Origin of the sequence: Ochrobactrum sp. AP1BH01-1, assembly GCF_018066705.1 — a bacterium.
Taxonomy (GTDB): domain Bacteria; phylum Pseudomonadota; class Alphaproteobacteria; order Rhizobiales; family Rhizobiaceae; genus Brucella.
The window spans coordinates 338914-358913 of record NZ_JAGPOU010000002.1 but is presented as its reverse complement, the minus strand read 5'-3'; the positions used below and the strand labels follow the sequence as shown (position 1 = coordinate 358913).

Below are 20000 nucleotides of genomic sequence, written 5' to 3'. Positions count from 1 at the left end.
TTGTGTCAGTGCCGCGTAACTGCCTGCGTTTTACGCTTTTGGGCTGCGGGTCGTCCCCCGGTGTGCCGCGTATCAATGGCGACTGGGGCAGTTGCGATCCGAAGAACCCGAAAAACAGGCGTCGTCGAGCATCGCTCCTGGTCGAGCGATTTGACGATGCGGGTCACAGCACAACGGTTGTGATTGATACGGGACCGGATTTCCGCGCACAGATGATAGATGCAGGAGCGCACAGCCTCGATGCGGCGGTTTATACCCATCCACATGCAGATCATATTCACGGTATCGATGATTTGCGTACGTATGTCGTCGAAAATCGCCGTCTCATGGATATTTACGCCAATCGGCTGACGCGTAACCGGCTCTTCGAAGCCTTCGGCTATTGTTTTGAGACACCCGCTGGATCGAGCTATCCGCCGATCCTCAGCATGCACGACATAGCTCCTGAAACGCCGTTTTCCATATCGGGAGCGGGGGGTGCAATTCGTTTTGAGCCTTTCAGTCAGGTGCACGGCGATATTGAATCGCTCGGCTTTCGCCTTGGTTCCGTGGTCTATTGCACCGATGTGAGCGCATTTCCCGAACAAAGCCGCAAATATTTGGATGGAGCCGAAGTGCTCATCATCGATGCGCTGCAATATCGTCCGCATCCAAGCCATTTCTCGCTCAGTGAAGCGCTCGAATGGATTGAGAAGCTGGCACCCAAGCGCGCTGTTCTCACGCATATGCATGTCCCGCTCGATTATGAAACCGTCATGCGCGAGACACCTGACAATGTCGAGCCCGGATATGACGGGCTCCGCTTTGAGGTGCCGCTTTAAATTCAGATTTGTTGATAAAAAGAAAAAGCCCGCGATGAGATCATCGCGGGCTTTTTGTTTACAATTTCTCTGATTAGCCAACCGCGCCTTTGGTCGGGAAGGGCATTACGTTGCTACCCTCAATGACTTTGGTTGCCTTATCTTCGAGTTTGAGACCACCAGCGCGGAGCAGGTCGGTAAAGCGACCGCCACGTGCGGCAAGTTCATCGAAGCTGCCGCTTTCGACGAGATGGCCCTTGTCCATGAACAGGACCAGATCGGCTGAGCGGACCGTTGAAAGCCGGTGCGCGATGATAAAGGTCGTGCGGTTGTGGCTCAAATCGTCAACCGCCTGCTTCACCTTCTCCTCGGTTTCGACGTCGAGTGCGCTGGTGGCTTCGTCCAGAACGAGGATAGGCGAATCCTTCAGAATTGCACGCGCAATCGCGAGACGCTGACGTTCGCCGCCTGAAAGCTGCGAGCCACGTTCGCCGACAACGGTATCGTAACCGTCGCTTTTGGCCAAAATGAAGTCGTGGGCGGCAGCAGCGCGAGCGGCAGCGTGGACTTCTTCGGATGTGGCGTCTTCACGACCAACACGAATATTCTCTTCCACAGAGCGATTGAACAGTCCGGCGTCCTGAAAAACGGTCGCAATAGCATGACGCAGGGAGCGACGGCTGACCGTACGCGTATCGGTTCCATCGATGGTGATGCGACCGGCTGCCGGATCGAAGACACGTTGCAGCAGATTGATGAGCGTGGTCTTACCCGCACCGGTCGGACCGACAATAGCCACCGTCTGCCCCGGCTTGATCTCGAAGGACACGTCATAGACGCCCTGACCGGAGTTCGGGAACTCGAAAGTGACATTATCGAATACAATGTCGCCCTTTACGTCGGTGAGGTCAGAAACGTCCTGCGGTTCCTGACGGTCGGCAGTCGCATCTTCCATCTGGAAGAATTCTTCAAGCTTGGCACGTGCGGTAACGGTCTGATTGATGAAGGCACTGATCTGATCGAGACGGCCGATCATCAACTGCGCAAAACCGATAAAGGCAATCACGTCGCCGACGCGCATCTGGCCTTTCGTGACGAAGTACGCGCCCAGAACGAGAACAACCACCATTGAGAAGGTCGATGCCATGCGGTTCAGGCCACTGGCAAGTGCCCACCAGTTAAGGACAGGGAACTGTGCCTTCTCGAGATTCTTGGCATAATTGCGCAGGGATTGCGTTTCCGACGCGATACGGTTGTAGCTCTGCACGACCGAGACGTTGCTGATCGTATCGCTGACATGCTCGAAAAGCTTGTGGTGATGCTTTTCGACGGCGGTCTGGCCGTCCTTCGTTTTGCGCATGACAAGCTGCCCGATCATCACATAGATGACGCCGAGCACGATAAGCACCAGCGACATGCGCATATCCATGTTCATTGCAACAGGGATAAGCGTTGCCAAGGCAACGATTGTCGTCAGATGCTGGCGCATGAACTCGAGCCAGAGGGTGAAGAGCGAGTCCGTCGCGCGGATCAGCGTATGGAGCGCGTTGGACGTGCCGCGCTTCTGGTGCCATGAAAGCGGCATCGTGATGAGGCGCTCATAGGAATCGATCATCACGCCCAAACGGCGGCGGTGTGCAAGACGGTCGGCTCCGCGAGCCACAAAGACTGCGGCTACAATATTGAAGCCGCCGAGTGCAGCCCACATCGCCAGGGGCGAGAAAATGTCACCCTTGTCGGAGATAGCCTGAATGACCCGACCGAACAGAATTGGTTCGGCAAGTGTGACCAGGGCAACCAGCACGCTGGCCACGCACATGGTTATCGTTGCAGCCTTCTCGACCGCAAGATATTCCATGGCTCGCCAGTAGATTTTGAGCAATGACACTTTCGCACTCCCGCTCGTCTATTCACGGGGCTAAATGGTATAGCCCGCTTGTTCTATCAATATCAGATGGCGACAAGAAGTGGCGATTGGGTGTCAAGACCGACCATAAATTAAAAACGTATGTAACCGAGCGTGAAGTTTATGCGTGGAAATCAAACTCTTTGGAGAAAGAGAACCGGTTTCCTTCAAAGCAGCCAAATTTCGGTTTTCGGGAATTCCGCCTAGCAATCCGCGAAACTCGCGTCTATTGAGATGACTAAATGACCGGCGGGCGAGTACACGCCGTATTAGGAAGAGTTGATCGGGTTTCTCCATGGCAGTCGTTGAACAGAAGATTGTGGATGCAGGCGAGGCGGGCATGCGGCTCGACCGCTGGTTCAAGGTCCATTATCCAGGTCTGGGTTTCGGTCACCTGCAAAAACTTCTGCGGTCAGGCCAGATCCGTATCGATGGCTCCCGGGCCAAGGCCGATACACGTGTTCAAGCCGGGCAGACTGTTCGCATTCCGCCGCTCGGCGTCGATGAGAAAGCCACCGGGCCGGTTACGGCGCGAACAATCCGCAGCCAGCAGGACGGTGATGTGCTTTCGCAGATGCTTCTGTACGAAGACCCGAAAGTGTATGTTTTCAACAAGCCGGCAGGTCTCGCTGTGCAGGGCGGGTCCGGCGTAACGCGACATATCGACGGTATGCTGGAGGCGTGGCGCAACAAAAAGGGCGAAAAGCCGCGTCTAGTGCACCGCATCGACCGCGACACGTCAGGCGTGCTGGTTGTGGCCCGTACACGCGGCGCGGCACAGGCATTAACCGCCGCTTTCCGTGAACGCGATACCAAGAAGACCTATTGGGCCTTGGTAAAAGGTGTTCCACGCAAGCGCGAGGACAAGATTTCCACGTGGCTGGTCAAGGAACAGACGCCTGACGGGGACAAGATGCGGGTATGTCAGCATGGCGAACCGGACTCCGATCATGCGGTCTCTTATTATCGCATCATCGAGAAGGCGGGGAACAACCTGACGTGGCTTGAGATGGAACCATATACCGGCAGAACCCATCAGCTGCGCGTTCATGCGGCTTATATCGGTCATCCAATTATCGGTGATCCCAAATATTTTGAAGCTGACCAGAATTGGGAGTTTCCGGGCGGGATACAAAAACGGCTGCATCTTCATGCACGCCGCATTCGCATTCCGAACCCGTCGGGCGGCATTATCGATGTGACGGCGCCTTTGCCGCCGCACATGGTGCAATCGTGGAATCTGCTCGGCTTCGACGAGGAAAGCGCGGAAGATTAAAAATGTCAGGCGAAGCGGGGGGATCGTCCGAAGGACGAGTTTCGTTCGATGGGCTGGCCATCATGCTGGTCATGTTCATCATGTTCAGTTGGGGGCTCAATCAGGTTGCAATCAAGATCGGCAATCAAGGTTTCAACCCGATGCTGATGGCAGCAGGGCGTTCCGCGCTCGGCGGCATGTGCGTCTTTCTATGGTGTTATTGGCGTCGCATTCCGCTTTTCAAGCGTGATGGCACGCTCTGGGCCGGGATAGCTGCTGGATTGCTATTCGGGACAGAGTTCGTTCTGATTTTCCTGGCGATGGAGCTGACGAGCGTGGGACGCGTAACGCTCATGATGAATGTCATGCCGTTCTGGGTCGCTATCGGCAGTCATTTCCTTTTAGGCGAACGCATGTCTGTTCGCGCCTTCATCGGCATGTGTATCGCCTTTCTGGGCGTGTTTCTCGTCTTCTCCGACCATGTTAGTCGGCCAGGACCGCACGCTGTCTATGGCGATATGCTTGCGCTTGTGTCAGGTGTGTTGTGGGGACTTACCACACTGGTCATCAAGCGGACCCGGCTTGCCTATACGGCGCCGGAAAAGACACTCCTCTACCAGTTGGTGGTTGCAACTCTGGTGCCGCTGCCGTTCATTTCGTTGAGCGGTCCGCTGCTTCGTAGTCCGGATGCCTTGTCCATATCGGCCTTCCTGTTTCAGGCGATATTCGTGGTCGCATTCACCTATCCGCTCTGGTTCTGGATGGTGCGCCGTTATCCCGCTTCTAAACTGTCGAATTTCGCCTTCCTCACGCCTGCTTTCGGCGTGTTATTGAGCGGTCTCATCCTGAGCGAGCCTTTGAGCTGGAAAATATTCGCGGCTCTTGCGCTGATTGGTTGCGGACTGATGATTATCAACAAGCCGGCAAAGGTCTCCAACGCCCGATGAAACTTGTACTCTTCGATTGCGACGGAACGCTGGTCGATAGCGGTGATTTCATTCACAGGTGCATGGCAACCAGTTTTGCTGACGCTGGTCTGGAACCTCCTGCAATCGAGGAAACGCATTCGATCATCGGTCTGTCGCTGCATCTGGCTATTGCGAAGCTGCTGGACCGGGAACCGGACGAGCAGGTCCACTGGCTGACCCAACGCTACAAGGAAAACTTTGTGATGTTGCGACAGGCGCCGGACTTCGCAGAGCCGCTCTATGATGGAATTCTGCCGCTCCTGAGCGAGCTTGGCGCGAGGGATGATCTTCTGCTCGGTATCGTAACCGGCAAGTCCCAGCGCGGTGTGCGCTCTGTTTTCGAACGTCACGATATAGGGCATCATTTCGTGGTAACGCGTACCGCCGACGATTGTCCGTCGAAGCCGCATCCGGCCATGGTGCTTGAATCTTGTGCGGAAATGGGGATAGAACCCAACCGAACGATCGTCATCGGTGATGCTGTCTATGATATGCAGATGGCCCGCTCGGCGGGCGCTATGGCGGCGGGTGTTTCCTGGGGTTATCATAACAGGCAGGGACTGATAGAAGCTGGCGCCCATCACATTCTGGAAACACCATCCGAACTCCATGCATTGCTGCAAGGTATGGATGAGCAGGTCCTCTAGTTGTTGAGCCTTCCGCCACGTCAGCGATACAGAACTGGATAAATCTATGCGTGATATTTTGAGTGATCTTGAAGCGGGAAAGCAGCTTTCCGACGAGAACCCAATCGTGCGTGCGCAAAAGCAAATGCTGGCGCAGCTGCCCAAACGCTTCTACGAGAAAGCAGAAGTAGCGGAAGTTGAAGGCGGTTTTGCCGTCCATCTGGACGGTCGCCCGGTCAAGACGCCAGCGCGCAGCCTGCTGAGGTTGCCGACGAAGGCAGCTGCCGAGATCGTGGCGGACGAATTTGCTGCTCAGGAAAAGGTCATCGATCCCGGCAAAATGCCTGCGACCCGCCTCGTCAACACGGCGATTGATGGGATTGCACAGGACCCGCAAGCGGTTTTCGAGGATATTCTACGTTTTGCGGGTACGGATATGCTTTGCTATCGCGCTGACAGTCCGCAGGAACTCGTTTCTCGTCAAACTCAGCAATGGGACCCGCTGATCGATTGGATGGAAGGGTTAGGTGCCCGGTTTTCGCTTGCCGAAGGTGTGACGCATATCGAGCAGCCGCGTGAAGCCATCACAGCCTTTGGTGTCCATCTATCTGCTTTCAAAGATCCAGTTGCGCTGGCGTCATTGCATACAATGACTACGCTGACGGGATCGGCGATTATCGCACTTGCCGTCGCAAAGGGGGAAATAACGGCGGAACAAGGCTGGAGTCTGGCCCACCTCGATGAGGATTGGACTATCGAACATTGGGGATCCGATGCGGAAGCGATAGAGCGCCGCAGGAACCGTGAAATCGAAATGATGATGGCTGCTCGCATGCTTGCAGCGCTTTAAATATCAGAACTATCGCATTGATCTAATAAATAAACCCCGGCATTGCCGGGGTTTATTTATGCACGCAATCATCAAATGTTGCGCATCGTTCCCCTCGGTGAAAACAAGAGAAACAGCGCAGACGGATTAGCGCCTGCGCGGTGTTCTTAAACTGAGTAATACATGTCGTACTCGACCGGATGCGGCGTTGTCTCATAACGCATTACTTCGGCCATCTTGAGCTCGATGAAGCTGTCGATCTGATCGTCGTCGAACACACCGCCAGCCTTCAGGAACTCACGATCCTTGTCGAGCGACTGCAGGGCTTCGCGCAGCGAACCGCAGACGGTCGGGATTTTCTTCAGTTCCTTGGCCGGCAGATCGTAAAGATCCTTGTCCATGGCCTGTCCCGGATGAATCTTGTTCTTGATGCCGTCAAGACCAGCCATCAGCAGGGCAGCAAAGCACAGATAAGGGTTGGCGGCCGGGTCAGGGAAGCGAACTTCCAGACGCTTGGACTTCGGTGAATTGCCGAACGGAATACGGCAGGAAGCCGAGCGGTTGCGAGCCGAATAGGCAAGCAGAACCGGAGCTTCATAACCTGGAACCAGACGCTTGTAGGAGTTGGTCGACGGATTGGTGAATGCGTTCACGGCCTTTGCGTGCTTGATGACGCCGCCGATGAAATAGAGGCAGTTTTCCGACAGGCCGGCATATTCATTGCCAGCGAAGGTCGGCTTGCCTTCTTTCCAGATCGAGAAGTGGACATGCATGCCCGAGCCGTTGTCACCGAAGATAGGCTTCGGCATGAAGGTCGCCGTCTTGCCATAAGCATTCGCAACCTGATGCACGACATACTTGTAGATCTGCATCTTGTCGGCATTGCGAACCAGCGTGTCAAACTTCACGCCAAGTTCATGCTGCGCGGAGGCAACTTCGTGGTGATGCTTTTCGACCGTGACGCCCATTTCGGTGAGAACGGTCAACATTTCCGAGCGCATGTCCTGCGCGCTGTCGATTGGCGGAACCGGGAAATAGCCGCCCTTGACGCGCGGACGGTGGCCGAGGTTGCCAGTTTCGTAATCGGTGTCGTCGTTCGACGGCAGTTCGGTTGAATCGAGCTTGAATCCGGTATTGTACGGATCAGCCTTGTATTTCACGTCATCGAAGACGAAGAATTCGGCTTCCGGGCCAACATAGACGGTATCGCCGATGCCGAGCGACTTCATATAGGCTTCGGCCTTCTTCGCGGTCGTGCGCGGATCGCGGCCATAGGCCTCGCCCGAAACAGGGTCGAGAATGTCGCAAAGGATGACGAGCGTAGATTGGGCGAAGAACGGATCGATATGGGCGGTTGTCGGATCCGGCATCAGAACCATGTCGGATTCGTTGATTGCCTTCCAACCGGCGATGGAAGAGCCGTCGAACATCACGCCATCGACGAACATATCTTCGTCGACGAGGCCGATATCCATCGTAACGTGCTGCAGCTTGCCCTTCGGATCGGTGAAGCGAAGGTCGACAAACTTGATGTCGTTGTCTTTGATTTGTTTGAGAATATCGTTGGCAGTCGTCATATTAATTCCCTGTTTGCACGACGATGGATTGTACGCAGGTATGTCAGATGGCATCCACGCCGGATTCACCAGTACGGATACGGATAACTTCTTCGATGTTGGAGACGAAAATCTTGCCATCGCCGATGCGTCCCGTTTGGGCAGCCTTGCGGATGGCTTCGATAGCGCTGTCCACGGTTTCGTCTGCAACGATGACCTCAACTTTCACCTTGGGAAGAAAGTCGACGACATATTCGGCGCCGCGGTAAAGCTCGGTATGACCTTTCTGTCGTCCAAAACCCTTGGCTTCGATGACAGTGATCCCCTGCAAGCCGACTTCCTGAAGTGCTTCCTTCACTTCATCCAGCTTGAAGGGCTTTATGATGGCTTCGATCTTTTTCATCAGAGAATGGTCTCCGCTCTTCTTCGGAAATGAGCATTGTGCCCGCTTCACCCATAGAGAAGCATGAATTATGCCAATTGCAGGTGGGTGTGAAAATTTTCTTCAACTTCCTTCACCCTCAGGCAGATTGGCACTAATTGTGATGCTTGTGCAAGCGGCACTCGGGCGACAGGCAAGAAACACATTCTATCAATCTCGCTTTTCTGGCTAAAAATTAGTCATCTTGCCTCAAAGGAGGGCAAACTTGCATAAAGCCCGGCGCCGCGTATTTAATCACCCCCCTAATCCGTGTTTAAAAGGTACGCGATGTACGAGCTGTTGACCCCGCAGGAAATGACAGAAGCGGATCGCCGGACGATCAAGACTGGGATCAAGGATGGCTTTTCGTTGATGCTTGCTGCAGGGCGTGCCGTTGCGGAGGTCGCCCGAGGGATGTTCCCTCGTAACTCGCCGGTCGCAGTTCTGTGCGGGCCTGGCAACAATGGCGGTGACGGCTATGTCGCGGCGCAGTTTCTGCTGGAAGCAGGCCTGGAAGTCGTCTGTTTTACCTCGGCTCCTCCGCAAAAAGGTTCAGATGCGATGCGTGCATCGCTTTTTTACAAAGGGCCAGTCTCGAACCTCGCCGAGTTTTCAGTTGCCAGTTTCGGGGGCGTAATCGATGCTTTATTCGGTGCGGGGCTCACTCGCGATATTCGTGGAGCCGAAGCGGTTGCGATTGACGCGCTGCACAGTTCGGATGTGCCGGTGGTGGCGGTTGATTTGCCAAGCGGCATATCGGGTGAGAGTGGGGAAGTGCTGGGAACAGCGGTCCGTGCGCGCGCCACAGTTACGTTCTTTCGAAAGAAACCTGGCCATCTGCTACAGCCTGGAAGGGCGCATTGCGGGGTGCTTCACGTCGCGGATATCGGGATTCCTGATCACATACTCGCAGCCATCGAACCCCATAGTTTTGAAAATGCTCCCGATCTTTGGGAAGGTACCCTTCCTGTGCTTGGCGTGGAGGCTCACAAGTATAGTCGCGGCCATGCCGCCGTGTTTTCGGGCGGCGCTCATTCGACTGGCGCTGCGCGCCTTTCGGCACTCGCCGCGGCTCGCATTGGAGCAGGGGCGGTTACGCTTTTATCTCCGCCCGATGCGACGGGGATTAATGCAGCTCATCTGACCAGCGTCATGGTCCGCGAAACGCGGGGCTTGAGGGATGTCCGGCAGTTTTTTACCGAGCGCAAGGTTGGAGCAGCGGTACTCGGTCCGGGATATGGAAATTCGGCATTCGCGCGCGAGCATGCCCTGTTTCTTGCCAACAGCGGACTTGAGGGATTTCACGGTCTCGTTCTCGACGCGGATGGAATTACTGCTTTTGAGCAGAATCCAAACGAGCTTTTCAACCAGCGGCAGGACGCCAAGACTGCGCTTGTGCTGACGCCACATGAAGGCGAGTTTCGGCGGCTTTTCCCGGATATTGCAAAGGGTGCGGTTTCGAAGATCGAAAAAGCTCGTGAAGCCGCAAAGCGGACCAACGCGGTCATTATATATAAGGGGCCTGATAGCGTGATTGCTGAACCGGGCGGGCTGGCAGTGGTGAACGCCAATGGAACCCCTTTGCTCGCGACGGCTGGCTCAGGTGATGTTCTGACCGGAATTGTTTGCGGACTGCTTGCGCAGGGCATGCCCGCATTCGCGGCGGCCTGTGCTTCCGTGTGGATGCATGCGGACGCAGCTCGCCGTTTCGGTCATGGGCTTATCGCCGAAGATTTGCCAACTGAACTGCCTGCCGTCCTATCGACGCTGGCCCGGGGCTCCCGAAATTAGCGGCGGGATGTGCGGCTGTTTCCAGAGCCGACATCAACAGTTATGCTCCCCGAGATCGACACGTCGGTATTACCGACACGAAAATTTCTCCAATTGCCACTTCGCGCCTGATCCGGTTCGGGAGCGGGCGGCGGAGTGGACACGATTGGTTTTTGCGGTTGTACGCCGGGCAGACCCGGCGATCCATCATTCGCAGACGCTGTTGATATTGCGGCTAAGAAAATCGTGCCCAATACTAGAAAACGCAGCGTAGCCATTTCCAATTTCCGTTACACTGGATCGGTTACGGCAGCGATAAGTTCACCGGCCATTTCGAGTGTGAATTCATCGAAATGCGAGATGACGCGGCTGGGACCATAATGCTGCACTGGCAGATCGGTGTACCCGAAATCAACGGCAACGACAGGGATGCCGGCTGCTTTCGCGGTATCTATGTCCGTTCGGCTATCGCCAACCATGATGGCTCGTTCGCGATTGCCGCCTGCACGTGCGATGGTGTCAGTAAGGTGACGCGGGTCGGGCTTGCGATAAGCGAAGGTATCTGCCCCGCAGATCGCTGCAAATCGCGCGGCCTCGCCCATCGAGGTCAAAAGTTTTACCGACAAGGCCTCGAACTTGTTCGTGCAGACCGCCAGTTCGTAACCGCTCGCCGAGAAGCGGTCCATTGCATCCAGAACGCCTGGAAAGAATGTGGAATGCCCTGGCATATTATTCGCGTAATGCTCGCGGAATTCTTCCACGAGATTGTCGAGTTGTGCTTCATCTGCCTGTTTCTGCTGCGCGGCAAACGCGCGTTCGATCATGACGCGCCCGCCTTGTCCCACGAATCTCCGCAACGATTCACGGTCTGCTGTTTTCAGTCCGGATATTGCCAGGCAGTGATTGAGGCTATCGAGAAGGTCTGGTGCTGTATCGACGAGGGTTCCGTCGAGATCGAAAACGATGATGGGCTTGGGATTAGCAGCAGACATTAGCTTCTCATATGTGAAAATAGGGAATAAAGAACTCCTATCTGATTGTCGTCCTCGGCTCAACCTCGCGATCAGATTTGCTTAAAATCCGAAATTCTGCGTCATAGTTCGAATAGAAGCTTTGTTGCGCCGCACCCGCATGCTAGAGGCGAACCGGATGACAATGAGAATCCGCTGGGATTTCGGGGAACTTGGGTATGGATGAAGCTCGCAAGTTAAAAATTGCAGCCGCCGCGGAAGCACTCACACACGTCAAGGACGGAATGCGTCTGGGAATCGGTACCGGTTCAACTGCCGAGGAATTTGTGCGACTGCTTGCTGAAAAGGTAAGTGGCGGCTTTAAGATCGTTGGCGTTCCCACTTCCGAGCGTACCGCCAAGCTTTGCGAGGAACTCGGAGTTCCGCTTACAACGCTTGACGAAACGCCTCATCTCGATCTCACGATTGATGGTGCGGACGAAGTCGATATCCATCTTTCGCTCATCAAGGGCGGCGGTGGGGCGCTCCTTCGCGAAAAGATCGTTGCTGCCGCTTCTGATGCGATGATTGTCATCGCCGACAGTTCCAAGGTGGTCGAGACGCTCGGACGTTTTCCTCTGCCAGTGGAAGTCAACCGCTTCGGTCTCGGCGCAACCATGCGCGCTATCGAAGAAGCAGCTGCAAAGTGTGGTCTTGCAGGCCCACTGGCACTGCGTTTAAAAGATGGCTCACCCTTCGTAACAGATGGTGGGCATTATATCGTGGATGCATCTTTTGGCCGCATTCCCGATCCAAAGACACTATCTGACGCTCTCTTCGCAATTCCAGGCGTTGTCGAGCACGGACTTTTCATCGGACTGGCGCGTGCGGCAGTGATTGCCGGCAACGACGGCATCCGCACCATGAACCGGTCTTGAACTGATTGAACGGAGTACTGACCTTATGATCCCGGCAACTGGCTTTCGCCGTCTGATTGCACCGTTTTCCGCGCTCGTACTGATGTCGGGCATTCACGCAGCATCGGCACAGGAAATCACTGAAGCTCATCTGGAAGCTGCCCGCGCTGCTATTTCTGCAATTAATGCTACCGAGCAGTTCGACGAAATTCTGCCGAATGCGGCGCGCTCCCTGAAGGGCGAGCTGATCCAGAAGGACCCGAATCTGGAAGCCCTCATTACCAAGACGGTCGATGACAAGGCTTTGTCTCTTGCTTCCCGCCGCGCAGATCTTGAAACCGAATCCGCTCGCGCTTACGCGAAGGCTTTTTCGGAAGACGAACTGAAGGCTATCGCAGCATTCTATACCTCGTCTGCTGGCAAGAAGCTTTTGTCGGAAGGTCCGATTGTAACGCGTGAAGTCGTTAAGGCTGCCAACATCTGGCAGAATGGCATTGCTCGCGATCTGGCAACCAGCGTGGCTGAAGTTCTGGCCGCGCAGGCTGGCGCTGCTGCTGCACCGGCACAGCCAGCGCAACAGTAATCAGCGGTAACGTGCAATTTGAAAGCCCGGTCACTTGGCCGGGCTTTTTATTTTGCCTACATATCGGTCAACCTAATATTTTATTGGAGAATCCCATGTCCGGCTTCGACTATGATCTTTTTGTTATCGGCGGCGGGTCCGGCGGGGTCCGGGCTGCACGTCTTGCCGGAGCGATGGGTAAGAAAGTCGGTCTTGCAGAAGAATATCGCATGGGTGGAACCTGCGTTATCCGCGGTTGTGTGCCGAAGAAGCTCTTCGTCTATGCTTCGCAGTTTCCCGAACATTTCGAGGATGCTGCCGGATACGGTTGGAATGTTGGTTCGTCGGCATTCGATTGGGAAAAGCTGATCGCTGCCAAGGACAACGAAATTGCCCGGCTTGAGGGGCTTTACACCAAGGGGCTCCAGAATTCGGAAGTCGAGATTTTCGCCAGCCGCGCCGAATTAGTCGATGAACATACTATCGAGCTGAAGTCTGACGGTCGCCGCGTCACGGCCGATCAAATACTGATCGCCACGGGCGGCCATCCTACGATGCCAGAAACCATGCAAGGGCATGAGTATTGCATCAGCTCCAACGAGGCGTTTCATCTCGCTGAACTACCGAAAGCGATCGCCATTGCGGGCGGCGGATATATTGCGGTCGAGTTTGCGAACATATTCCACGGGCTTGGCGTCGAGACAACTCTGGTCTACCGGGGAAAGGAGATTCTCTCCCGTTTCGATCCGGACCTGCGGCATCTTTTGCACGAAACGATGGAAGCGAAGGGTATCCGCATCGTTTGTGAAGCAGTTTTCGAGAAAATCGAGAAGCAGTCCGACGGCAAACTGAAAATTTCGCTCAACAATGGCGAAACATTGGAAGTCGGCCAGGCAATGATGGCTATCGGGCGGAGGGCCAACACGACTGGTCTGGGGTTGGAGAAAGCTGGCGTGAAGACCGACGAACTCGGTGCCATCCCGGTGGATGATTATTCGCGCACCAATGTAGCGAATATCTGGGCGGTGGGAGATGTCACGAACCGCGTTCAACTGACGCCCGTGGCAATCCATGAAGCCATGTGCTTCCTAGAAACCGCTTTCAAGGGCAATCCGACGAAGCCGGATCATGAGTTAATCGCGACTGCCGTGTTCTCGCAGCCAGAAATCGGCACTGTTGGCTTGCCGGAAGATGAAGCTGCGAAGAAGTATCCGGAACTTGAGGTTTACAGAGCTCTGTTCCGCCCGATGAAGAACACGCTCTCCGGTCGTAATGAGAAAATGCTGATGAAGCTCATCGTGGACGCAGCAAGCCGCCGTGTGATCGGCGCTCATATCATGGGGCCAGATGCCGGTGAAATGGCCCAGCTTCTCGGTATCTCCTTGAAGGCTGGCGCGACCAAGGATGACTTCGATCGCACGATGGCGGTTCATCCAACTGCGGCCGAGGAACTGGTTACGATGTACAAACCGACCTATCGCGTCGTGAATGGTGAGAAAGTCGACGGATAAATCTTTCGTAGGCGGTTTGTTCGGTTAACGAATATTGCTGGCATAAAGTTTCAGCCTGCATTATATCAGCGCGATCACGCACGCCGGTTTTCCGGGGCATGCTGTCATCTTTGTCAGATGGGGCTGTCTGTTAAGGGATTCCGGCTTTCGTGCAAGGAGGATACAATCCGAGAGAAATCGAGCGGATAGAAGCAAACAGGTGCTCAAATGACGAAGAACTGGACCCCGCATTCCTGGAGAAACAAACCGATCAAGCAAGTGCCGTTTTATCCGGACGCACAAGCTCTGAACGACGTTGAGGCCCGTCTTCGTACCTATCCGCCGCTGGTTTTTGCAGGTGAAGCGCGCAAGCTTAAGCAGCAGTTGGCTGAGGTTGCGGAAGGCAAGGCATTTCTGCTTCAGGGCGGCGATTGCGCCGAAAGCTTCGCGGAACATGGCGCAGACAATATTCGCGACTTTTTCCGTGTATTCCTTCAGATGGCCGTCGTGCTTACATTCGGCGCATCGAAGCCTGTCGTGAAGGTTGGCCGTATCGCCGGTCAGTTCGCCAAGCCGCGCTCATCCGACATGGAAGCGCTGAATGGTGTGGAACTGCCGTCCTACCGCGGCGACATCATCAACGGTATCGAATTTGATGCGGCCTCGCGAACGCCCGATCCCCAGCGTCAGGACATGGCATATCGCCAGTCGGCGGCAACGCTCAATCTTCTGCGCGCTTTCGCTCAGGGCGGTTACGCAAATCTGGAAAACGTTCACCAGTGGATGCTCGGCTTTGTCGGCAAGAGTCCGCAGGCAGAACGCTATGCAGCCTTGGCGCAACGTATTTCCGAAACCATGAACTTCATGCGTGCAATCGGGATTACGGCTGACAGCAATCATTCGCTGCGTGAAACCGATTTCTACACCAGCCATGAGGCGCTGCTTCTGGGATATGAAGAAGCGCTGACCCGCGTAGACTCGACTTCCGGCGACTGGTATGGCACGTCGGGCCATATGATCTGGATCGGCGACCGCACCCGCCAAGCTGACCATGCGCATATTGAATACTGCCGCGGCATCAAGAATCCGCTCGGTCTCAAGTGCGGTCCATCTTTGCAACCGGATGACCTCATCCGTCTGATCGATCTTCTGAACCCGGAAAACGAAGCAGGACGCCTGACGCTGATTGCACGCTTTGGCTATGACAAGGTTGGCGATCACCTGCCGCAGCTCATTCGGGCTGTCGAGAAGGAAGGCCGGAAGGTCGTGTGGTCATGCGATCCGATGCATGGCAACACGATTACGGCCGGTGGCTACAAGACGCGCCCGTTCGACCGTATCCTCAAGGAAGTCGAATCCTTCTTCGCTATTCATCGCGCCGAAGGTACGCATCCTGGTGGCATCCACGTCGAAATGACCGGCAAGAATGTAACGGAATGCACAGGCGGTGCGCGTGCGATCTCTGCAGAGGATCTGCATGATCGTTACCACACGCATTGCGATCCGCGTCTCAATGCCGATCAGGCGCTGGAACTGGCGTTTCTGTTGGCTGAATTGCTGAAGAAGGAGCGTGATGCTGGCGTTGACAAGCAGGTCGCGAGCGCCTGATCTGTTTAGGGTGTTATAGAGCTTACAGGGCGGAGGTTTCGATCTCCGCCCTGTTGCTTTTCGAGAAAACTCGCCTATTGATTGCCGTGACCAATCTGTTTTGGGGTATTATTTATGCAGCGCATTTTTCTGGCTTTTCTTAATTCCATGCGGGCATTGAAGTATCTCGCAGGGCATGAAAAAGCCGTCCAACAGGAATTGGTGCTGTTTCTTCTATCCCTGCCGGTCGCGTTCATTCTTGCACCGACCTGGCTAACTTTCCTCTTCATGACCGGCTCGATCCTGTTCCTTATCCTCGTGGAAGTGCTGAACACCGGTATCGAGGCGACGTGTGATGCTGTCTCGCGGGATTTTCACAAGGAAATTCAGATCGCAAAGGACTGCGGCTCACTCGCCGTCCTGATTTCCATCGTGTTCGTCGTCGCGGTCTGGGGCTATATCCTCGTCAATACATATCTGGCCTGACAAACAAAGCGGTCGATTGATTGCATCCGTTGCATTTGCTTGCCCAAGCGCGTTAAAGCTTGAGCATGTTAGCCTCTTACGAGAATCTTGCCATGCTCCGTATTGCCGTTGCACAGCTTAACCCCATCATGGGCGATATCGCCGGAAACCTGACCAAGGCACGCGCCGCTCGCGCCGAGGCAGCCAGAATGAAAGCCGATCTCATTCTGTTTACGGAATTGTTTATCTCGGGCTATCCGCCGGAAGATCTGGTTCTCAAACCATCCTTTCTTGCTGCATGCGAAAAAGCGGTGCGCGAGTTGGCGAACGACACGGCCGACGGCGGGCCAGGAGTTATCATCGGGACACCGCTTAGCCGTGAAAGTGGTCTGCATAATTCCATTGCAGTTCTGGATGGCGGCGAGGTTATCGCGGAACGGTTCAAAGTCGATTTGCCAAATTATGGAGAGTTTGACGAGAAGCGCGTGTTTCAGGCTGGCCCAATGCCGGGACCGGTCAATTTTCGCGGCGTTCGCATCGGGATTCCCATCTGCGAAGACGTTTGGGGTGAGCTTGGTGTAGCGGAAACACTGGCTGAGAGCGGTGCAGAAATTCTGCTCGTTCCCAATGGATCGCCCTACCATCGCGCCAAGATGGATCGCCGTCATCAGGTGGTGATGAAGCAGGTGATCGAAACCGAATTACCGATGGTATATGTAAATCAGGTCGGCGGGCAGGATGAGTTGGTATTCGATGGCGGATCGTTCGTCTTCAATGCCGACCGGTCGCTCTGTTTGCAAATGCCGCAGTTTGTGGAGCAGATCGCACTCACCGTATGGCACAGGGAAAATGATGGCTGGCGTTGTGAAAAAGGAGAGAAAGCTACTCTTCCAGAAGGGCTCGAAGCTGATTATTCCGCCTGCATGCTCGGTTTGCGGGATTATGTGAACAAGAACGGTTTCAAGGATGTCGTGCTTGGACTTTCGGGTGGAATCGACTCGGCAATCTGCGCGGCACTGGGCGTAGACGCCTTGGGCAAAGATCGTGTGCGGTGCATTATGCTGCCTTACCGTTATACGTCTGACGAATCTCTGAAAGACGCTGCCGATTGTGCAAAGGCGCTCGGCGTCAGATACGACGTTGTTCCCATCTCTGCGCCGGTAGAAGGCTTTCTCGAAGCACTGCATCCGTTATTCGAGGGAACCGAGAGCGGCGTCACGGAAGAGAATCTGCAGAGCCGAGCACGCGGGACCATTCTGATGGCGGTTTCGAACAAGTTTGGTTCGATGGTCGTTACCACCGGCAACAAGTCCGAAATGTCGGTCGGCTATGCTACGCTTTATGGCGATATGAACGGCGGGTTCAATCCGATCAAGGACGTCTACAAAATGCAGGTTTATGCGATGTCGGAATGGCGTAACAGCCATGTACCGAGCGGCGCGCTTGGACCGTCAGGAGAGGTGATCCCTCTGAATATCATTTCCAAGGCACCCTCGGCTGAACTGCGCGAGAACCAGACGGACCAGGACAGTTTGCCGCCTTATCCCGTTCTGGACGATATTCTTGAATGCCTTGTCGAAAACGAAATGAGCAATACCGAGATTGCCGCTCGGGGCCATCCGCTCGAAACCGTCCAACGGATCGAACATTTGCTCTATCTCGCTGAGTACAAGCGCCGGCAATCGGCACCCGGTGTCAAAATTACCAAGAAGAATTTCGGGCGCGATCGCCGATACCCTATAACGAACCGCTTCCGCGATCGCTGAAAGACAATAAAATGACTGTGACCGTTCGTTTTGCTCCGTCACCGACGGGCTATATCCATATTGGCAACACGCGCACAGCGCTTTCCAACTGGCTTTTCGCACAGAAAAACGGCGGTAAGTTCATTCTGCGCTATGACGACACTGATGTTGAACGCTCCAGAGAGGAGTATGCACAGGCAATTGCAGTCGATCTCGATTGGCTGGGAGTCAAACCTGATCGCGTGGAATATCAGTCGAAACGTTTCGATGTTTATGGCAGGGCGGTCGAAAAGCTCAAGCAGGCTGGCCTGCTTTATGCCTGCTATGAGACGGCGGATGAACTGGAGCGTCGTCGTAAGTTGCGCCTCGCACGTCGCTTGCCGCCCGTATACGGCCGCGAAGGCTTGAAGCTCACTGACGAAGAGAAAGCAGCTTTCGAGGCAGAGGGGCGCAAGCCGCATTGGCGCTTCCTGCTGCCTAATTTCGATACCGATCCGTTTACTACCAAGCGTACCGAGGTGCATTGGGACGATCTGGTCCGTGGGCCGCAGACTGTGGATCTGGCCTCCATGTCCGATCCGGTGCTGGTGCGGGAGGATGGCACCTATCTCTACACGCTGCCATCTGTGGTCGATGATATTGATCTCGGTGTTACTCACATCATTCGAGGCGACGACCATGTGACCAATACGGGTGTGCAGATTGCCATTTTCGAAGCTCTCGGAGCTAGGGCGCCGGTTTTTGGGCACCATAATCTGCTGACGACGATTTCGGGCGAGGGGCTTTCAAAGCGGACCGGCGCTCTGTCTGTCGGATCATTGCGCGAAGCTGGCTTCGAGCCCATGGCTGTCGCCTCGCTGGCGATACTGATTGGTACATCGGAAAGTGTATCGGCCGCGCCCGGTATGGAAAGCCTGGCCGAACGTTTCGATCTGGCATCCATATCAAAGTCATCGGCAAAGTTTGATCCTGCGGAGCTGGATACACTCAATCGCGCCCTGCTGCACGAGATGCCGTTTTCAGAAGCCAAGTTGCGCTTGGCGGCATTGGGTATTTCCGGCGACAAGGCCGAACCCTTCTGGCTCGCGGTACGGGGGAATCTCGACCGCTTCAAGGATGCGGCTCATTGGTGGTCTATCGTTGATGGCGAGTTGCCAGAAACGCCGGATTTCTCGGAAGAAGATCGCGCTTTCCTGAGAGAGGCTTTCACTCTTCTGCCGCCAGCGCCCTGGGATCATCAAACCTGGAAAATCTGGGCTGATTCCGTGAAGGCAGCAACAGGTCGCAAGGGCAAGAATCTTTTCATGCCGCTACGCCTGGCACTCACGGGGCAGGCGCATGGTCCGGAGTTGGCTGACTTGCTAGTGCTGCTTGGTCCGGAAAGAACTCTGAGCCGACGACCCTGACTTTTGTGTTTGCGGTATAGGCGCGCTCAGCAGGCGGGGTGGATGTGACCGGCGCAACATAGGTCGGTGCGTTTGACGTTTGCGTTATCAGGGAGGGCTTATAGTTCACTTCCTCGGCTTTGACGGGAGCGACCGTTTGATAGACCGGTAATGTAACCGTGGCGACGGATTTGGTGATCGGCCTGGCGGGGGTCTTGATCTTCCGCTGCGGAATGTAGGCAGCTTTCGACTGAACTTTCTTGGGGACGACGACCCAGGAGGCTTTGCATGATTTGACATGCTTGGACGGCGATGTGCGTCCGGCAAGTGCCATATTCAACTCGTGAACGCGCTCGTGCAAAGTTCTTGTTTCCGCTGTCAGCCGATCCATCTTTGTCAGCAATTTGGTGCACTGGGCTGATTTTGCCGCTGGAGCAAACAAAGTTCCCAGGCAACGATCCTGAGTTGCTGTCTTTCGCAAAACCGAGAGATTGGTTTCGTTTCGATCCAGAAGTGACTGGGTAATGAGAAGTTGCTTTCTAAGCTGTTTCTGTTCCTTGGGCGAGCACAATTCTGCGGGAGGTACCGTCGTGCAGCCGGCCAACGCTCCCGAAACTATCAAAAGTACTGAGTAAAACAAATTTCTATTAGAACACTGTGAAATAATAGACATGATTTCCTCGTGTGTGATAGCGATGAAAACATGGTTGAAGAATATAGTAAATTAAATATTAATGGCGAGTATACCTAAATATACTCGCCACCAAC

The 20000-nt window shown here is 54.9% G+C and carries 19 protein-coding genes; 13 read left to right on the top strand and 6 right to left on the bottom strand.

What is annotated here, in order from left to right; all coding sequences use genetic code 11:
- The first annotated feature begins 2 nt into the window (after positions 1-2).
- Positions 3-821 (top strand): MBL fold metallo-hydrolase, encoded by an 819-nt coding sequence (locus tag J9800_RS07065; protein WP_114215313.1) that lies wholly within the window; start codon positions 3-5, stop codon positions 819-821.
- 73 nt (positions 822-894) lie between these two features.
- Here the strand turns inward: J9800_RS07065 and J9800_RS07060 are convergent, their stop codons facing one another.
- Positions 895-2688 (bottom strand): glucan ABC transporter ATP-binding protein/ permease, encoded by a 1794-nt coding sequence (locus J9800_RS07060; RefSeq protein ID WP_114215314.1) that lies wholly within the window; start codon positions 2686-2688, stop codon positions 895-897.
- Between the two features lie 313 nt (positions 2689-3001).
- Between J9800_RS07060 and J9800_RS07055 the strand changes: the two genes are divergently transcribed.
- Genes J9800_RS07055 through J9800_RS07040 form a run of 4 tightly spaced genes read left to right on the top strand, consistent with a single transcriptional unit; the run spans position 3002 to position 6405 of the window.
- Entirely contained in the window at positions 3002-3982 is a 981-nt protein-coding gene (locus J9800_RS07055) for an RluA family pseudouridine synthase (protein ID WP_114215315.1), read from the top strand.
- Positions 3983-3984: 2 nt separating this feature from the next.
- Positions 3985-4908, top strand: coding sequence for a DMT family transporter (locus J9800_RS07050; RefSeq protein ID WP_210845679.1), 924 nt, complete (start codon positions 3985-3987; stop codon positions 4906-4908).
- On the top strand, positions 4905-5576 hold the full coding sequence (locus tag J9800_RS07045; protein WP_114215317.1) for an HAD-IA family hydrolase: 672 nt from the start codon (positions 4905-4907) through the stop codon (positions 5574-5576). Before J9800_RS07050 ends, J9800_RS07045 begins: the two co-directional genes overlap by 4 nt.
- 46 nt (positions 5577-5622) lie before the next feature.
- Positions 5623-6405: an ATP12 family chaperone protein gene (locus J9800_RS07040; RefSeq protein ID WP_114215318.1), complete on the top strand. Its 783-nt coding sequence runs from the start codon at positions 5623-5625 to the stop codon at positions 6403-6405.
- 146 nt (positions 6406-6551) lie between these two features.
- Here J9800_RS07040 and glnA read toward each other — a convergent pair whose 3' ends face one another.
- Together glnA and J9800_RS07030 are read right to left on the bottom strand one after the other, a co-directional pair.
- On the bottom strand, positions 6552-7961 hold the full coding sequence (gene glnA / locus J9800_RS07035; protein WP_006466891.1) for a type I glutamate--ammonia ligase: 1410 nt from the start codon (positions 7959-7961) through the stop codon (positions 6552-6554).
- Positions 7962-8004: 43 nt separating this feature from the next.
- Positions 8005-8343, bottom strand: coding sequence for a P-II family nitrogen regulator (locus J9800_RS07030; RefSeq protein WP_002964122.1), 339 nt, complete (start codon positions 8341-8343; stop codon positions 8005-8007).
- A gap of 306 nt (positions 8344-8649) precedes the next feature.
- Between J9800_RS07030 and J9800_RS07025 the strand changes: the two genes are divergently transcribed.
- Positions 8650-10152 (top strand): NAD(P)H-hydrate dehydratase, encoded by a 1503-nt coding sequence (locus J9800_RS07025; RefSeq protein ID WP_114215319.1) that lies wholly within the window; start codon positions 8650-8652, stop codon positions 10150-10152.
- On the opposite strand, the gene J9800_RS22060 is transcribed toward J9800_RS07025, so the two are convergent.
- Both J9800_RS22060 and J9800_RS07020 read right to left on the bottom strand, forming a co-directional pair.
- Complete coding sequence (locus J9800_RS22060) at positions 10149-10409, bottom strand: hypothetical protein (RefSeq protein WP_114215320.1); 261 nt, start codon at positions 10407-10409, stop codon at positions 10149-10151. The genes J9800_RS07025 and J9800_RS22060 overlap by 4 nt on opposite strands.
- 12 nt (positions 10410-10421) lie before the next feature.
- Entirely contained in the window at positions 10422-11123 is a 702-nt protein-coding gene (locus J9800_RS07020) for an HAD family hydrolase (RefSeq protein ID WP_112591740.1), read from the bottom strand.
- Positions 11124-11320: 197 nt separating this feature from the next.
- On the opposite strand from J9800_RS07020, the gene rpiA reads away from it, so the two are divergent.
- The 7 genes from rpiA (at position 11321) to gltX (ending at position 19253) form a co-directional block, all read left to right on the top strand.
- The gene (gene rpiA, locus J9800_RS07015) at positions 11321-12019 is read left to right on the top strand and encodes a ribose-5-phosphate isomerase RpiA (RefSeq protein ID WP_114215321.1); all 699 of its coding nucleotides are present in this window, start codon (positions 11321-11323) and stop codon (positions 12017-12019) included.
- A gap of 25 nt (positions 12020-12044) precedes the next feature.
- Positions 12045-12581, top strand: a complete 537-nt coding sequence (locus tag J9800_RS07010; RefSeq protein WP_114215322.1) for a DUF2059 domain-containing protein — start codon at positions 12045-12047, stop codon at positions 12579-12581.
- Positions 12582-12676: 95 nt separating this feature from the next.
- Positions 12677-14071, top strand: coding sequence for a glutathione-disulfide reductase (gene gor / locus J9800_RS07005; protein ID WP_114215323.1), 1395 nt, complete (start codon positions 12677-12679; stop codon positions 14069-14071).
- A 207-nt stretch (positions 14072-14278) separates the two neighbouring features.
- Positions 14279-15658: a class II 3-deoxy-7-phosphoheptulonate synthase gene (locus J9800_RS07000; protein ID WP_114215324.1), complete on the top strand. Its 1380-nt coding sequence runs from the start codon at positions 14279-14281 to the stop codon at positions 15656-15658.
- Positions 15659-15772: 114 nt separating this feature from the next.
- The gene (locus J9800_RS06995; protein WP_114215325.1) at positions 15773-16123 is read left to right on the top strand and encodes a diacylglycerol kinase; all 351 of its coding nucleotides are present in this window, start codon (positions 15773-15775) and stop codon (positions 16121-16123) included.
- A gap of 65 nt (positions 16124-16188) precedes the next feature.
- Entirely contained in the window at positions 16189-17868 is a 1680-nt protein-coding gene (locus J9800_RS06990; RefSeq protein ID WP_114215326.1) for an NAD+ synthase, read from the top strand.
- An 11-nt stretch (positions 17869-17879) separates the two neighbouring features.
- The gene (gene gltX / locus J9800_RS06985; protein ID WP_114215327.1) at positions 17880-19253 is read left to right on the top strand and encodes a glutamate--tRNA ligase; all 1374 of its coding nucleotides are present in this window, start codon (positions 17880-17882) and stop codon (positions 19251-19253) included.
- On the opposite strand, the gene J9800_RS06980 is transcribed toward gltX, so the two are convergent.
- On the bottom strand, positions 19171-19905 hold the full coding sequence (locus J9800_RS06980; RefSeq protein WP_114215328.1) for a hypothetical protein: 735 nt from the start codon (positions 19903-19905) through the stop codon (positions 19171-19173). The two genes, gltX and J9800_RS06980, sit on opposite strands and share 83 nt — an antisense overlap.
- Between the last annotated feature and the right edge of the window lie 95 nt (positions 19906-20000).

Excerpts from the sequence above, each read along its gene's own strand:
- J9800_RS07055 (WP_114215315.1), top strand. The coding sequence starts at position 3,002 with ATGGCAGTCGTTGAACAGAAGATTGTGGATGCAGGCGAGGCGGGCATG.
- J9800_RS07050 (WP_210845679.1), top strand. The coding sequence starts at position 3,985 with ATGTCAGGCGAAGCGGGGGGATCGTCCGAAGGACGAGTTTCGTTCGAT.
- J9800_RS07045 (WP_114215317.1), top strand. The coding sequence starts at position 4,905 with ATGAAACTTGTACTCTTCGATTGCGACGGAACGCTGGTCGATAGCGGT.
- J9800_RS07040 (WP_114215318.1), top strand. The coding sequence starts at position 5,623 with ATGCGTGATATTTTGAGTGATCTTGAAGCGGGAAAGCAGCTTTCCGAC.
- glnA (WP_006466891.1), bottom strand. The coding sequence starts at position 7,961 with ATGACGACTGCCAACGATATTCTCAAACAAATCAAAGACAACGACATC.
- J9800_RS07030 (WP_002964122.1), bottom strand. The coding sequence starts at position 8,343 with ATGAAAAAGATCGAAGCCATCATAAAGCCCTTCAAGCTGGATGAAGTG.
- J9800_RS07025 (WP_114215319.1), top strand. The coding sequence starts at position 8,650 with ATGTACGAGCTGTTGACCCCGCAGGAAATGACAGAAGCGGATCGCCGG.
- J9800_RS22060 (WP_114215320.1), bottom strand. The coding sequence starts at position 10,409 with ATGGCTACGCTGCGTTTTCTAGTATTGGGCACGATTTTCTTAGCCGCA.
- J9800_RS07020 (WP_112591740.1), bottom strand. The coding sequence starts at position 11,123 with ATGTCTGCTGCTAATCCCAAGCCCATCATCGTTTTCGATCTCGACGGA.
- rpiA (WP_114215321.1), top strand. The coding sequence starts at position 11,321 with ATGGATGAAGCTCGCAAGTTAAAAATTGCAGCCGCCGCGGAAGCACTC.
- J9800_RS07010 (WP_114215322.1), top strand. The coding sequence starts at position 12,045 with ATGATCCCGGCAACTGGCTTTCGCCGTCTGATTGCACCGTTTTCCGCG.
- gor (WP_114215323.1), top strand. The coding sequence starts at position 12,677 with ATGTCCGGCTTCGACTATGATCTTTTTGTTATCGGCGGCGGGTCCGGC.
- J9800_RS07000 (WP_114215324.1), top strand. The coding sequence starts at position 14,279 with ATGACGAAGAACTGGACCCCGCATTCCTGGAGAAACAAACCGATCAAG.
- J9800_RS06995 (WP_114215325.1), top strand. The coding sequence starts at position 15,773 with ATGCAGCGCATTTTTCTGGCTTTTCTTAATTCCATGCGGGCATTGAAG.
- J9800_RS06990 (WP_114215326.1), top strand. The coding sequence starts at position 16,189 with ATGTTAGCCTCTTACGAGAATCTTGCCATGCTCCGTATTGCCGTTGCA.
- gltX (WP_114215327.1), top strand. The coding sequence starts at position 17,880 with ATGACTGTGACCGTTCGTTTTGCTCCGTCACCGACGGGCTATATCCAT.
- J9800_RS06980 (WP_114215328.1), bottom strand. The coding sequence starts at position 19,905 with ATGTCTATTATTTCACAGTGTTCTAATAGAAATTTGTTTTACTCAGTA.